Source organism: Nocardia asteroides, from assembly GCF_900637185.1.
Lineage (GTDB): Bacteria > Actinomycetota > Actinomycetes > Mycobacteriales > Mycobacteriaceae > Nocardia > Nocardia asteroides.
The window spans coordinates 4,760,662-4,774,619 of sequence record NZ_LR134352.1; the positions used below are offsets into that span (position 1 = coordinate 4,760,662).

At 70.0% G+C, this 13,958-nt stretch carries 13 protein-coding genes; 7 read left to right on the forward strand and 6 right to left on the reverse strand.

Annotated features, from left to right (window positions below):
* Positions 1 to 128: 128 nt before the first annotated feature.
* Positions 129 to 1,805 (reverse strand): fumarate hydratase, encoded by a 1,677-nt coding sequence (locus EL493_RS22235; RefSeq protein WP_022566766.1) that lies wholly within the window; start codon positions 1,803 to 1,805, stop codon positions 129 to 131.
* Positions 1,806 to 2,025: 220 nt separating this feature from the next.
* Here EL493_RS22235 and EL493_RS22240 point away from each other — a divergent pair, with 220 nt between their 5' ends.
* The gene (locus EL493_RS22240; protein WP_022566765.1) at positions 2,026 to 2,553 is read left to right on the forward strand and encodes a MarR family winged helix-turn-helix transcriptional regulator; all 528 of its coding nucleotides are present in this window, start codon (positions 2,026 to 2,028) and stop codon (positions 2,551 to 2,553) included.
* A 19-nt stretch (positions 2,554 to 2,572) separates the two neighbouring features.
* On the opposite strand, the gene EL493_RS22245 is transcribed toward EL493_RS22240, so the two are convergent.
* From EL493_RS22245 to mftE, 3 genes are all read right to left on the reverse strand, one after another.
* Positions 2,573 to 3,052, reverse strand: a complete 480-nt coding sequence (locus tag EL493_RS22245) for a hypothetical protein (protein WP_019047545.1) — start codon at positions 3,050 to 3,052, stop codon at positions 2,573 to 2,575.
* Between the two features lie 166 nt (positions 3,053 to 3,218).
* Positions 3,219 to 4,433 (reverse strand): pre-mycofactocin synthase MftD, encoded by a 1,215-nt coding sequence (mftD, locus tag EL493_RS22250; RefSeq protein WP_019047546.1) that lies wholly within the window; start codon positions 4,431 to 4,433, stop codon positions 3,219 to 3,221.
* Positions 4,430 to 5,134, reverse strand: a complete 705-nt coding sequence (gene mftE / locus EL493_RS22255; protein ID WP_019047547.1) for a mycofactocin biosynthesis peptidyl-dipeptidase MftE — start codon at positions 5,132 to 5,134, stop codon at positions 4,430 to 4,432. Before mftE ends, mftD begins: the two co-directional genes overlap by 4 nt.
* 63 nt (positions 5,135 to 5,197) lie before the next feature.
* Between mftE and mftR the strand changes: the two genes are divergently transcribed.
* The 6 genes from mftR (at position 5,198) to EL493_RS22285 (ending at position 10,584) form a co-directional block, all read left to right on the forward strand.
* The gene (gene mftR, locus EL493_RS22260; RefSeq protein ID WP_030203743.1) at positions 5,198 to 5,797 is read left to right on the forward strand and encodes a mycofactocin system transcriptional regulator; all 600 of its coding nucleotides are present in this window, start codon (positions 5,198 to 5,200) and stop codon (positions 5,795 to 5,797) included.
* Between the two features lie 121 nt (positions 5,798 to 5,918).
* Positions 5,919 to 6,824, forward strand: a complete 906-nt coding sequence (locus EL493_RS22265) for an STAS domain-containing protein (RefSeq protein ID WP_019047549.1) — start codon at positions 5,919 to 5,921, stop codon at positions 6,822 to 6,824.
* 10 nt (positions 6,825 to 6,834) lie between these two features.
* Positions 6,835 to 7,218 carry an STAS domain-containing protein gene (locus EL493_RS22270; protein ID WP_019047550.1) on the forward strand — a complete coding sequence of 128 codons (384 nt, stop codon included), beginning with the start codon at positions 6,835 to 6,837 and terminating at the stop codon, positions 7,216 to 7,218.
* Complete coding sequence (locus tag EL493_RS22275) at positions 7,208 to 7,621, forward strand: ATP-binding protein (protein ID WP_019047551.1); 414 nt, start codon at positions 7,208 to 7,210, stop codon at positions 7,619 to 7,621. The genes EL493_RS22270 and EL493_RS22275 overlap by 11 nt, the downstream gene beginning before the upstream one ends.
* Positions 7,614 to 8,237 (forward strand): PP2C family serine/threonine-protein phosphatase, encoded by a 624-nt coding sequence (locus EL493_RS22280; protein WP_019047552.1) that lies wholly within the window; start codon positions 7,614 to 7,616, stop codon positions 8,235 to 8,237. Before EL493_RS22275 ends, EL493_RS22280 begins: the two co-directional genes overlap by 8 nt.
* Positions 8,238 to 8,247: 10 nt before the next feature.
* Complete coding sequence (locus tag EL493_RS22285) at positions 8,248 to 10,584, forward strand: SpoIIE family protein phosphatase (RefSeq protein WP_019047553.1); 2,337 nt, start codon at positions 8,248 to 8,250, stop codon at positions 10,582 to 10,584.
* Between the two features lie 351 nt (positions 10,585 to 10,935).
* On the opposite strand, the gene EL493_RS22290 is transcribed toward EL493_RS22285, so the two are convergent.
* A complete protein-coding gene (locus tag EL493_RS22290) occupies positions 10,936 to 12,432 on the reverse strand; it encodes a flavin-containing monooxygenase (protein ID WP_019047554.1) in 1,497 nt (498 codons plus the stop codon).
* Entirely contained in the window at positions 12,429 to 13,952 is a 1,524-nt protein-coding gene (locus tag EL493_RS22295; RefSeq protein ID WP_019047555.1) for a flavin-containing monooxygenase, read from the reverse strand. The genes EL493_RS22290 and EL493_RS22295 overlap by 4 nt, the downstream gene beginning before the upstream one ends.
* Positions 13,953 to 13,958 lie beyond the last annotated feature (6 nt).

Here is a 13,958-nt window from a genome sequence, read left to right on the forward strand (position 1 = left end):
TACGTAGATGCTGGTCGGCCCACCCGCCTCCGGAACGTCGCGACACGAGGGCCCGTTCGCGCGGCGAACGAGAACGGCCCCGGTCCCCACCGCAGCGGGAACCGGGGCCGTCGACAGCCGGACGAGGTCTACACGCGTTCCTTGGACCGGGTGCGCACCCGCAGGGCGATGGGCTTGGAGGTCTCGGCGAAGAAGTCGTTGCCCTTGTCGTCGACGACGATGAAGGCAGGGAAGTCCACGACGTCGATCTTCCAGACCGCTTCCATGCCGAGCTCGGGGTACTCGAGCACCTCGACGTTCTTGATGCAGTCCAGCGCCAGGCGTGCGGCCGGGCCACCGATCGAGCCCAGGTAGAAGCCACCGTGCTCACCGCAGGCCTTGGTGACCTGGGCCGAGCGGTTGCCCTTGGCCAGCATGATCATCGAGCCGCCCGCGGCCTGGAACTGGTCGACGTAGGAGTCCATGCGACCGGCGGTGGTGGGACCGAACGAACCGGAGGCGTAGCCCTCGGGCGTCTTGGCCGGGCCCGCGTAGTAGACGGCCATGTCCTTGAGGTACTGCGGCATCGGCTCGCCCGCGTCCAGGCGCTCCTTGATCTTGGCGTGCGCGATGTCGCGGGCCACGACCAGCGGGCCGGTGAGCGAGAGCCGGGTCTTCACCGGGTACTTCGACAGCTCGGCGCGGATCTCGTCCATCGGACGGTTGAGGTCGATCTGCACCACGTCGCCGCCGAGGATCTCCTCGGTCTGCTCCGGGAGGTACTGGGCCGGTTCGGTTTCCAGCTGCTCCAGGAAGATGCCGTCCTTGGTGATCTTGGCCAGCGCCTGGCGGTCGGCCGAGCAGGAGACCGCGATGGCGACCGGGCAGGAGGCGCCGTGCCGGGGCAGGCGGACCACCCGCACGTCGTGGCAGAAGTACTTGCCGCCGAACTGCGCGCCGATGCCGAACTCGCGGGTGAGCTGGAAGACCTCTTCCTCGAGCTCCAGGTCACGGAACGCGTGGCCGGTGATCGAGCCCTCGGTCGGCAGGTTGTCCAGGTAGTGCGCCGAGGCGTATTTCGCTGTCTTCAAGGCGAATTCGGCGCTGGTGCCACCGATGACCACAGCGAGGTGGTAGGGCGGGCAGGCCGCGGTGCCCAGCGAGCGGATCTTCTCGTCGAGGAACTCGAGCATGCGCTCGGGGTTCAGGACGGCCTTGGTCTCCTGGTACAGGAACGACTTGTTGGCCGAACCGCCGCCCTTGGCCATGAACAGGAACTTGTAGACCGGGTTGTCGGCGTCGCCCTCGGTGGAGTACAGCTCGATCTGGGCGGGCAGGTTGGAGCCGGTGTTCTTCTCGTCCCACATGGTGATCGGGGCGAGCTGGGAGTACCGCAGGTTCAGCGTGGAGTACGCGTCGAACACGCCGCGGCTGATCCACTCGGCGTCGTCGACACCGGTCAGCACGCCCTCGCTCTTCTTGCCCATCACGATCGCGGTGCCGGTGTCCTGGCACATCGGCAGCACGCCGCCCGCGGAGATGTTGAGGTTCTTGAGCAGGTCGAGCGCCACGAAGCGGTCGTTGCCCGAGGACTCCGGATCGTCGATGATCTTGCGCAGCTGGCGCAGGTGGGCCGGGCGCAGGTAGTGGCTGATGTCGTGGATCGCCGTCTCGGTGAGCAGCCGCAGCGCTTCGGGCTCGACCTGCAGGAAGGTGCGACCGTTGTGCTCGAAGGTGCTGACCCCCTCGGTGGTGAGCAAGCGGTACGGCGTGTCGTCGGCGCCGATCGGCAGCAGATCGGAATAGCGGAACTCCGGCGCGGTCACGAATCGCACTCCTCGGGTGGCTGGTCACAAAGCACTCGGAAGCCTATCGACCACCCGCGTCCACCTGCTGGTTAGGCAACCCTATGTGACGTAAGCCAATGGCCTGAACCAAGATCGAGGTTGCACGTTCAACCCGAACGGTGCTACCCATTCTCCGGACGGTGGCGGGGCGTGCACCGTTCCAATCCGAAGCATGCACCGGAGAATCTGGAGCTCGATCGTGACCGATCCACAGTGGCTCGATGATGTCGAAATGCGCGCCTGGCTGGGCTACGTCCGGACCCGCGACCTGATCGCCGCGGCGATCGGGCGTGACGCGGGCCGGGCTGCCAACCTCAGCTGGGTCGAGTACTCGGTCCTGGCCTACCTGGCCGACGCGCCGGGTCAGCGCCTGACCTTCGCCGACCTGGCCGGTGCGCTCGAATGGTCGCAGAGCAGGCTCTCGCACCAGATCACCCGTATGCAGAAGCGCGGACTCGTGACCAGGGAGACCATGCCGCACGATCAGCGCCGCACCGTCGCCCGGCTGACCACCGCGGGCGGCCAGCTGCTCACCACCGCCGCGCCCGCGCACGTGCGCAGCGTGCGGCGCAACATGATCGACGTGCTCGACCGCGGCCAGCTCGCCGCCCTCGCCGAGATCTACGACGTGCTGATCAACCACCACCGCAGCGCGGGCACCGAATTCGGCCCCACCGGCCGCGGCCGCCCCGCCGAGACAGGCGAACCCGCGCCCGATCCGGTCTGACCCACCGGCGCGCGACCGGCTAGGACCCGCTGCTCCCGGAGTCGGGCCGGTTGTTCCCGAGCCCGCCGCGAGTGATCGTGCCGCCGCGCTCGGGCGCCCCGCGGTCGTGGATCACCCCGCCGGTGGGCCGCACGAAACTGCCCGCGGCCACCGCCACGGCCGCACCGATCGCCGGATAGACCAGGGTGTCGGTGTGCTGGTACCAGAAGCGCGCGTACCGGCTGTCGGAGCTGTCGCACTGCCCGTCGGCCACCCGGGTCGAGGAGGTGGTGTCCACGCAGACTCCGACGGCGGTGGGTTGTCCCGTGGTGCTGGTGGTGGGCCGCGCCGAGGACGTGGTCCGCGACGGCGTACCGGTGGTCGGCCGGGCCGTGCTGGTCACCGGCGACTTGGTGGTCGTCGCCGCGCGGTGCGACGGCGCCCCGGTCCCGCAGCCCGCCGTCACGAGCGCCAGCGCGACCACGGCGGGCAGCGTGCAGGACACACTGCGCGACTTCATGATTCGCACGCGCCCGATCGCGCCCCCGGATCCCCCACCCACGTCGTCCCCCTCGAAATCGATTGCGCGAAGGGCCGATTCTAGCGGCAGACCGGGCCCGCGCGGTCGAAAGGGACGCGGCACCGGGACCCGCGTGGACGGGTCCCGGTGCCGTCCGTCTGGCCTACTACTGGACGAGATCCGCGGTGGTGAGCGGTTTCTCGCTGTCGGCGGGCACGCCGAGGGCGCGCTCGAAACCGGCCGGGATGACGATGTCGCCACGGTCGAGATCGGCGATCGAGGTCTTGCGCAGACCCAGCAGCGCCGAGTCGATGCCGCCGCGCAGGATGTCGAGGACGTTCTCCACGCCGGCCTGCCCGTTGGCGGCCAGGCCCCACAGCGAGGCGCGGCCGATCAGGACCGCGCGGGCGCCCAGCGCCACGGCCTTGACCACATCGCTGCCACGGCGGATGCCACCGTCGAGCACCACCTCGATCTGGTCGCCGACGGCGTCGGCCAGCACCGGCAGCGCGCGGATCGCGGCGGGGGTGCCGTCGAGGTTGTTGCCGCCGTGGTTGGACACCGAGATGCCGGCCACGCCCGCGTCGACCGCGCGCAGCGCGTCGTCGACCCGCATGACGCCCTTGAGCAGCACCGGCCCGTCCCACTGCGCGCAGATCCAGGCCACGTCGTCCCAGTCCGGGGCCGGGGTCTGCATCCATTCGCCGTAGGCGCCGAAGAAGCCGGGCGCCGCGCCGCCGCCGACCGCCATGTTGGGCGCGGTGAGGTCGGGGATGGAGCCCGAGCGCAGGTAGGTGGCGAGCCAGCGCGGGCGGGCCAGGGTCTGCGGCGCGAACGACATCATGGTGCGCAGGTTCAGCGACTCCGGGATCACCGGGCTGCCCCAGTCGCGCCCGTGCGAGAACGACCAGTCCAGGGTGAGGATCAGGCCCACGGCGCCCGCCGCCTTGGCCCGGGCCATCCGCTCCAGGATCTGGTCCTTGTTGCCACACCAGTACAGCTGGAACAGGGTGGACGGATTGGCCGCGACGACCTCTTCGATCGGCTTGCTCGCGAACGAGCTCAGGCCCATGGCGATCCCGCGCGCGGCGGCGGCCCTGGCCACGGCGACCTCACCGTCGGGATGCACCGCCTGCACGCCGGTGGGCGAGATCATGACCGGCATCGACAGCTGCTGACCGAGCACGGTGGTGGACTGGTCGCGCTCGCCGATCGGACCCGCGCAGTGCGGGGCGAAGCCGAGTTCGGTGAACGCGGCCTGGTTGTCCTCGATGGTCTGGCCGCGTTCCGAGCCCGCGATCAGCGCGCCGTACACCGATTTCGGCAGGCGCTTGCGGGCGCGGCGCTGCGCCTCGGCGACGGTCTCGAACCAGGGATTCATCGGTGAAGTCCTTCCTCACGATCCTGCGGCCACCAGCGGCCCAGGTCTTCCAGCAGTGCGGTGGTGGCCGCGCGCAGCAGCGCGGCGCCTTCGTCGGCGCTGCACCCGGTGGGGTCGCCGAGAATGCCGTTGGGGCTCACGGCCCTGACCCCGCCCGCGCGCAGCAGCGGCAGCAGTTCGGCCAGTGGGCGGCGGTCGCCCGGCTCGGCCAGCTCGGTCCGCACCCGGTCGGGCGCGAGCGCGAGCTGGATCGAGGTCTCGGTGCGGCCCGCGTGCGGGTCGCCGCCGTAGCCGGGCGAGAACAGGCGCACGTCCCGCGACTCCGCGCGCAGCAGCGCGACCGCGCGGCGCAGCGTCTCGACATTGCCGCCGTGCCCGTTGACCAGCACGATCCGCGCGAACGTGTCGGTGGCCGAGCGGCACAGCTCCACGACGAGCAGTTCCAGCGCGGCCTGCCCGATCGACAGGGTGCCGGCGAAGCCGGCGTGCTCGCCGCTGGCGCCGTAGGGCACCGCGGGCGCGACCAGGACGTCGGCGCGCGCGGCGGCGACCCGGGCGCACACCGCGGCGGCGATGTCGGTGTCGGTGGACAGCGGCAGGTGGGGGCCGTGTTGCTCGGTGGCACCGAGCGGGATGACGAGGATCACTCCCGCGGCGGCACATGAGCCCGCCTCGGGCCATGTGAGGTGGGCCACGAACATGGCTCCGACATTAACGACAGTCACTGACATAATCAAGGCCCGCGGAGTCCCTACTCTGTATCCATGTCAGTCCCGACGCCGCGCGCTCATCGCGGTCGCCCCCCGCGCACCACGCGCCGCGAGCTCGAAGTGATCGCGATGCGGCTGTTCGCCGAGCACGGCTTCGACGACGTCACCGTGGAACGCATCGCCGCCGCGGCCGGCGTCAGCGAACGCACCTTCTTCCGGTACTTCCCCAGCAAGGCCGAGGTGCTGTGGCATCAGTTCGACGTCGAGGTCGAGGACCTGCGCGACGCCTTCGCCGCGGTACCCGACGACGAGCCGATGATGGCCGCGGTGCGCCGGATCGTGGTGGCCGCCAACCGCTATCGCGCCGAGGACATCCCCGAACTGCGGACCAGGATGCTGCTCGTCTCCGGTGTCCCCGCCCTGTCGGCCGGGGCGGGCGCGCACTACGACGCCTGGGAGCGCGCCGTCGGCGAGTTCGCCGCCCGCAGGCTCGGCACCACCGCGAACGACCTGGTCCCGCTGGCCGTCGGCCGGACGACGCTGGCCGCCGCGCGCGCCGCCTTCGACGCCTGGCTCGAGCGCGGTGACACCGACCTCACGGTCTATCTGGACCGCGCGCTGAGCGCCCTGGAACGCGGGTTCGCCCCGGAGTAGCCCGCGACGCGGCGGAGAACCCGCACGTTTGGGCGGCATCCCGGTTGGGGTATGAGTAGGCTCGGATCAACCGCGCGCCGTGCGCACCCGAGCAGTTCCGTCGAAAGGGGCAGGAGTTTCCATGTCCGAGGTGTCCATGAGTCTTTCGGCGGATTCGCTGCCGGCACGACCGGTAGACAGTCTGCTGCCGCAACTGGTCGACCACCTCCGGCAGAACCGCACCGTCCTGCGCGAGGAATGGGCCCGCCGCATCACCGAGGCCCAGCTGCTCACCGCGATGACCCCGGAGGAGATCTTCTCCGAGGCCACCTCGATCTTCGACAACTACGTCGAGGTGCTCGAAACCGGTAGCGTCGAGGCACTGCAGGCCTACGCGCGGGATCTGTCCGAGCGCATCGTGCCCCGAGGCGTGGAGACCGACGAGATCCTGGGCATCGTGCTGCTGCTGCGCGACGTGCTGGCCCGCTCGCTGTTCTCGAAGTACCAGTCGAACTTCGAGATGCTCAACCAGGTGCTCGACGCCTACGAGCCCGCCGCCAACCGCATCGCCAACACCGTGGGCGTGTCGTTCGTGCAGGAGCGCGAGCGCGTCATCAGCCGCCAGCAGGAAGCCATCCGCGAGCTGTCGACCCCGGTGCTCCAGGTGCGTGAGCAGCTGCTCATCCTGCCGATCATCGGTGTGCTCGACTCCCAGCGCGCCCGCCAGCTCACCGAGCAGCTGCTGCGCGCCATCCGCGCCAACCGCGCCAAGGTGGTCGTCATCGACATCACCGGTGTGCCCGCGATCGACTCCGTGGTGGCCAACCACCTGGTGCAGACCGTCGACGCCTCCGGCCTGATGGGCGCCAACGTCATCATCACCGGCCTGTCCTCGGAGATCGCGCTCACCCTGGTCACCATCGGCCTCGACCTGTCGAAGATGAACGCGGTCGGCGACCTGCAGGGCGGTATCGAAGAGGCCGAGCGCCTGCTCGGCTACGAGGTGTCCCGGGTGACCGAGCGCGTCGGCGAGCGGGACGGACGCTGACTCCCCCGCCATGCCGGTACCCATTCTCAAGCAGGGCACGTACCTGATCGCCTCGGTGCAGTCGGCCCTGACCGACGCCGACACCGAGCGGCTCCAGGACGACCTGATGAAGCAGGTCAGCCACTATCGGGCGACCGGCATCATCGTCGACGTGACCGCGATCGACGTCATGGACTCCTTCGCGGCCCGTTCGCTGCGGACCATCGCGCACATGACCCAGCTCCGCGGTGCCGAGACCGTCATCGTGGGACTACAGCCGGAGGTGGCCTTCGCCATGGTCCAGCTGGGTCTGACCTTCGAAGACATGCACACCGCGCTGGATCTGGAGGAAGGCCTCGCCTGGCTCAACCGGCTCCCGCGCAGTCGACGAGACGGTCGTGACAGTGGTCGCTGAGCAGGTGGCCATCGCGGTCAAAGTGTCCGAGGACATCGTCACCGCCCGGCAGGCGGGTCACGAGCTGGCCGCTGCCCTGGGTTTCACCCTCACCGACCGCACCATGATCTCGACCGCGATCTCCGAGATCGCGCGCAACATCACCAGCTACGCGGGCAGCGGCGAGATCCGCCTGCTCGTCGATCTGCGCGAAGGCCGCCGCTCGCTGGTGGTCCAGGCCGAGGACCAGGGCCCCGGCATCCGGGACATCCCCCGGGCACTCGAGGACGGGTACTCCACCGGCCGCGGACTCGGGCTCGGGCTCCCCGGCGCGCGCAGGCTTATGGACGGCCTCACCATCGATTCCGCCCCCGGTCGCGGGACGTTGATCGAGATGTGGAAGTGGGTACCCGACGGTGCATGAAGACGGGATCATCGGCCGCACCGAATGGTCGGCGGCCGGTCGGGCACTGCCGGGACAGGACGTCTCCGGTGATCGCGCCGTCGTCCTCGACACCGGCGACGGCGGCGCGCTGTTCGCCGTGCTCGACGGACTCGGGCACGGCGCCGCCGCGGCCGACGCGGCCGACCGCGCGATGGTCATCCTGGCCGACAACCGCGGCGAACCACTGGACGTGCTGATGGTGCTGTGCCATCGCGCGATGGTCGAAACCCGCGGCGCCGCAGTCTCGTTGGCGCTGATCGGACCGGGCGAGACGCTGCAGTGGCTCGGCGTTGGCAATGTCGAGTCCCGGCTGCTCACGCGGGGCCCGGCCGGTTCGGAACTGCGGGCGACGATGCTGCTCACCGGCGGCATCGTCGGTTACCGGCTGCCCGCGCACCTGCAACCGCAGACCCTGCCGATCCGCGCGGGTGATCTGCTGCTGATGGCCACCGACGGCATCGTCTCAGTCGGCCCCGAATCGATCGATCTGGCCCGCCCCGCGACGGCCATCGCCGGCGACGTGCTCGCCCGCGACGCCAAGGACACCGACGACGCGCTGGTCCTCGCCGCCCGCTACCGCGGACCCTGCCCATGAGAGGTTGCCGATGACCGCTGGCCTGGCCGCATTTCTGGACGACTACTCGGCAGCCCTGCGCCGCCATGTCGCCGCGCCCGGCCAGGCCGGCCTCACGGAGGGCTACGACCTCGGCAGGCGGGCTCTCGTGGAGGGCATCAGCCTGCTCGACCTCACCGAGCACCACTTCCGCACGGTCGCCGAGCAGGTGGCCGCCGCCCCGGACAGCCGCGTCGCCGAGGTGGCGCTGGAGTTCCTGCTGCAGACGATGGCCGCGCTCGACATCGCCACCCGCGGCTATCTGGACGGCACCCGCCGCTACGAGCAGCAGCGTTCGCGCGCGGAGGATCTGGCCGGTCGCGACGCCTTCCGGACCGCGCTGGTCGAGTCACTGCAGGACGGGTTCTTCGTCGCCGACGAGGACGGCACCATCGTCGAGGTGAACTCCGCCTTCGGCGTGCTCACCGGCTACGGCGCCGACGCGGTCCCCTACCGGCTGCCGCATCCGTGGGCGCTGCCCGAGCGCGCCGGATATCCCCAGATCGGTACGGAGGCTTCGCGTTTCGTGCTGCCGATCCAGCACCGGGACGGGCGCGAACGCTGGCTCGAGGTGAGTGCGAGCTCCCTGGTGAAGCAGGAGAACAACGAGCAGATCTTCGTCGGCACTGTGCGCGACGTGACCGCCGAGCACGACGCGCAGGCCCGCGATCAGGCGGCCTCGCGACTGGCCACCGCGGTCGGCGCGGCGACGAGCATGGTGGAGGTGCTGTCGGTCGGGCTCGACGAACTGCGCCAGACGATGGGGGCGCGCACGGCGCTCGTCGCGGTCTGGCCGAGCCGGACCGGGCTGCCCGACGTGTACTCGTGCGGCGAGCCGCCGTCGGCCGCCCCCGGCACCGACTCCCCTGCCGATACCGCGCAATTCGTGGCCTCGCCGGTGCAGGAGGTGGGCGGCCGGGTCCTCCTGGACGAGGAGGTGCGCAGCCTGCTGGACCGCGCGCGCCGTCAGCCCGCCCGCGGCCTGTCCGCCGTCACCGGCGAGGACGGCGGCGTCGAGGCCGTCGTCGCGGCGCTCGGCGAGACCGGCGACGCGGCGCTGTGGCTGCGGTTCGGTTCGCCCCGCGCGGTCAACGCGGCGGACTGGGCGCTGTGCTCGCTGCTGGTGGGACATCTCAGCGTCGCGCTGCAGCGCGCCCGCAACTTCGATCAGGCCCGCGCCACCTCGCTCACCCTGCAGCGCGCCATGCTCGGCCCGATCGAGCTGCCGCCGCGCTTCTCGGTGCACTACGAGCCCGCGCTGCCGCCGCTCGAGATCGGCGGCGACTGGTACGACGTGGTCCCGCTGCGCGACGGCACCATCGGCGTGGTGGTCGGCGACTGCGTCGGCCGTGGCCTGTCGGCGGCGGTGGTGATGGGCCAATTGCGCACGGCCGCACGGGCTCTGCTGCTGCGCGGCGCCGGTCCGGCGCAGCTGCTCGCCGAGCTCGACGCCGTCGCGGCCCGGATTCCGGGCGCCATGTGCACCACGGTGTGCGCCGCGGTCCTCGACCCCGAACGCGGCATGGTCCGCTACTCGAACGCGGGTCACATGCCGCCGATCCTGGCGCCGCCCAATGGGCCGGGCCGCATGCTCGAGGGTGGACGCGCGGTGCCGCTGGCCACCTTCGATACCCCGCGCAGGCCCGAGGCCACCACCGCGCTGCCCCCTGGCGCGACCCTGGTGCTGTTCACCGACGGCCTGGTGGAACAGCGCGGGATCGACATCGACGAGGGTTTCGTCAAGATCGCCGGCGTGCTCAGCGAGACGGGGGCGGCGCTGCCCCGCGATGTGGCCGACGCGGTGCTCTCGCGCCTGTGTCCGCCCGCGGGCTACGACGACGACGTCGCCATGGTGGTCTACCGGCAGCCGCCCGAGCCGCTGCGCCTCGACATCCCCGCCGCCGCGGCGGAACTGACCGGCCTGCGCCGCAATCTCTACCGCTGGTTCGCGACCGCCGCCGTCCCGCACGATCTGGCCGCCGATCTGGTCGCCGCCGCCAACGAGGCGTGCAGCAACAGCGTCGAGCACGCCTACCGCGACACCGAGCCGGGCCGGGTCACCCTCACCGCCACCTGCGAGGGCAACCGGGTGGTCATCGAGATCACCGATTTCGGCACCTGGGTGCCCACCCCGACCGACCCCGGTTTCCGCGGGCGCGGCGTGGAGATGATGCGCGTGCTCACCGAGGATCTGGAATTCGGGCACGACGAGAAAGGCACCCGCGTCCGGATGTGGGTCACCCTGCCCTCGATCACTTTCCCGACGGCCAATCCGCTGCGCGGATCGACCCGCGGCCCGGGCCAGCAGGTCACCCCGTCGATTCGGTAGATATCCGGCGGACTCGCCGCAGCGACATCGGATCTTGAATGCGGGAAACCGGGTTGCTACGGTGTGAATGCTGTTCCGCACCGAGTTCGGTGCGACCCGATAATTCAGCGTTCTTCCGCATTCCGGACTACAGGCGATTTTCCGTCCCTCCGCACGACATCGATGAAGTCGGCGTTGCGACGTCGATGCGTGCTCGCCTGCGGGCCGATCATCCGACCGAAGGGAGAAGGTGCTATGTCCAGTGTCATCGGTGGCATCGTGGAAATAGTCGTGGCCTTGCTGGAAACAATGTCGGCATAACTCGACGACCGATCCCGGGACGCCCCCTACCTCGTCCCGGGATCAGTTGTGTCAGGAATTCGGCGCGACCGGATCCCCGAGCATCGTGGTGTCATAGGCCGCGACGTCGAAAGACCGCAGCATGCGATGGAACCGGAAACTGAAATCCGGCCAGAGCCGGGACTGATTTCCTTTTTCGTCGACGAACCAGCTGGTGCAGTCGCCGCCGTTCCAGACCGTGCCGGCGAATTTCGTCTGCAATTCCCGGTTGTAGTCACGCTGAGCCTGTGCGCGCACTTCCACGGTCGCCAGTCCCCGTGCGTCCATCGTCTCGATCGCGGCGGCGATGTAGTTGATCTGCGATTCGATGGTGAACACCGCCGAGGTGTAGCTCAATGCCGCGTTGGGACCGATCATCAGGAACAGATTGGGAAAGTTCGCGATGGTCGTGCCCTTGTAGACGGCCAGGCCCTCGGCGTCGAACACCTCCGCCAGGGTGCGCCCGTCCCGGCCGCTGATCAGGTCGTAGGTCGGCGAGTCGGTGATCCGGAACCCGGTCGCGAAGACGATCGCGTCGACCTCGCGTTCGGTGCCGTCGGCCGCGACGATCGACTGTGCCGTGATCTCGGTGACCGCGTCGGTGACGACCTCGACATTGTCCCTGGCCAGGGCCGGGTAGTACTCGTTCGAGATCAGCATGCGCTTGCAGCCGAGCCGGTGGTCCGGGGTGACCTTGCGGCGCAGTACCGGATCCCGCAGCACCTGCCACATCTTCAGGCGGGCACCGGCCGAGAAGAAGTCGGCCAGCGGCGGGTACTTCGACTGCCACAGCACGAACGACTCGCGCACCCAGTACACCGCGGTGCGGGCCACCCGCTGCGCGCCCGGCACGTGCCGGTACCAGAGGCGTTCGGCCCGGGTGTACCGGTGGCCCAGGCGCGGCAGCACCCACGGCGCGCTGCGCTGATACAGCGACAGCTGCCCGACCCGGTCCGCGATCGCGGGCACGATCTGGATGGCCGAGGCGCCGGTGCCGACCACCGCGACCCGCTTGCCGGTGAGGTCGGCCTCGTGATCCCAGCGTGCCGAGTGGAACAGCGGGCCGCGAAACTCGCTGATGCCCTTGATGTCCGGCAGTTTGGGCGCGCTGAGCGGACCCGCGGCCGACACCGTGATGTCGGCGGTGAACGCGCCCCGGGTGGTGTGGATGTCCCAGCGCGCGGTCTCGGCGTTCCAGCGCGCGCCGGTCACCTCGCAGTCGAGCAGGATCGACTCGCGGATCCCGTGCCGGTCCACCACGTCCTGCACGTACTGCTGGATCTCCGGCTGGGTCGAGAAGGAGTGCGTCCAGTTCGGATTCGGGGCGAACGAGTACGAGTACAGCTGCGACGGCACGTCGCAGCCGGCACCGGGGTAGGTGTTGTCGCGCCAGGTGCCGCCGACATCGCCTGCCCGTTCGAACACCACCATGTCGGTGATCCCGAGCCGGCGCAGCCGGATGGCCACGCCGAGCCCGGCGAATCCCGCGCCGATGATCGCCACCCGCACGTGGCGCGGCGAGTCGGTCACCGGGCCCGCGCCGTGGTGTCGTAGGCCTCGATGTCGAACCGGCGGACCAGGCGCCGGTACTTGAAGCTGTAGTCGGGCCACAGCGCGGAGTTGTTGCCGTGCTTGTCCAGGAACCAGCTGGTGCAGCCGCCGGTGACCCACACGGTGCGGGCCATCTTCGGCTCCAGCGCGCGGTTGTAGGCGCGCTGCACGTCGACCTTCACCTCGAACGAGCGCAGGTTGCGCGCCTGCATGGTGGCGATGGCGTCGACCACGTAGTTGATCTGGGACTCGATGATGTAGATCAGCGAGGTGTAGTTCAGCCCGGAGTTGGCGCCCAGCATGAAGAACATGTTGGGGAAGTTGGCCACCGTGGTGCCCTTGTACATCTGGTAGCCCTCGGCGTCGGCCGCCTCCGAGACCGTGCGCCCGTCGCGTCCGGTGTAGAGGTTGAACGTCGGCGAATCGGCGACGTGGAAGCCGGTGGCCAGCACGATCGCGTCGACCTCGCGCTCGGTGCCGTCCTCGGTGACGATCGAGTTCGCCCGCACCTCGGCGATGCCGTCGGTCACCAGGTCGACGTTGTCGCGGTCCAGGGCGGGATAGAACTTGTTGGACACCAGCATCCGCTTGCAGCCGAGGCGGTGCTCGGGCAGCACCTTGCGCCGCAGCTGCGGGTCGCGGATCTCCCAGCGCATCTTCGCCCGGCCCACCGCTTCCAGCAGCAGACCGGTGCGCGGGTACTTCACCTGGGTGATCACGAACAGTTCCCGGGCCAGGTAGATGAAGCCGCGGGCCAGCCGCTGCAAGCCGGGGATGTGACGGAAGGCGAAGCGTTCGGGCCACAGGTAGGGCCGGGCCAGCTGCGGCATCACCCAGGTGGCGGTGCGCTGGTACACGTCGAGGTGCTCGACCTCGGGCGCGATCGACGGCACGATCTGCACCGCCGAGGAGCCGGTACCGATGACGGCGACCTTCTTGCCCGCCAGGCTCGCGTCGTGGTTCCACCGCGCGGAGTGGAAGATCTCGCCCTCGAAGCTCGAGATGCCTTTGATGTCGGGCAGATTCGGTTCGGCGAGCACGCCGGCCGCCGACACGACGAAGTCCGCGGTGTAGGCGGCCTTGGTGGTGTCGACCTCCCAGTGCCCGTCGGTGTCGTTCCACCGCGCCGCGGTCATCGCGCAGTCGAAGACGTGCTTGTCGCGCACGCCGTAGCGGTCGGCGACCTCGCGCAGGTACTGCTCGATCTCGGCCTGCGGGGAGAACGAGCGCGACCAGTTCGGGTTCAGCGCGAACGAGTACGAGTACAGCTGCGAGGGCACGTCGCAGCCCGCGCCCGGGTAGGTGTTGTCGCGCCAGGTGCCACCCACGTCGGCGCCGCGTTCGACGACGACGTAGTCGGTGACCCCGTGCTGGCTCAGCCGGATCGCGGTACCCAGCCCGGACAGGCCGCTGCCGATGATCAGGACCCGGACGTGGCTCCGGGGGGCGGTGTCACCGGGTAGCTCGCCGGTGACGGTGGTGGTGTCGTTACTGCTCACAGGGCC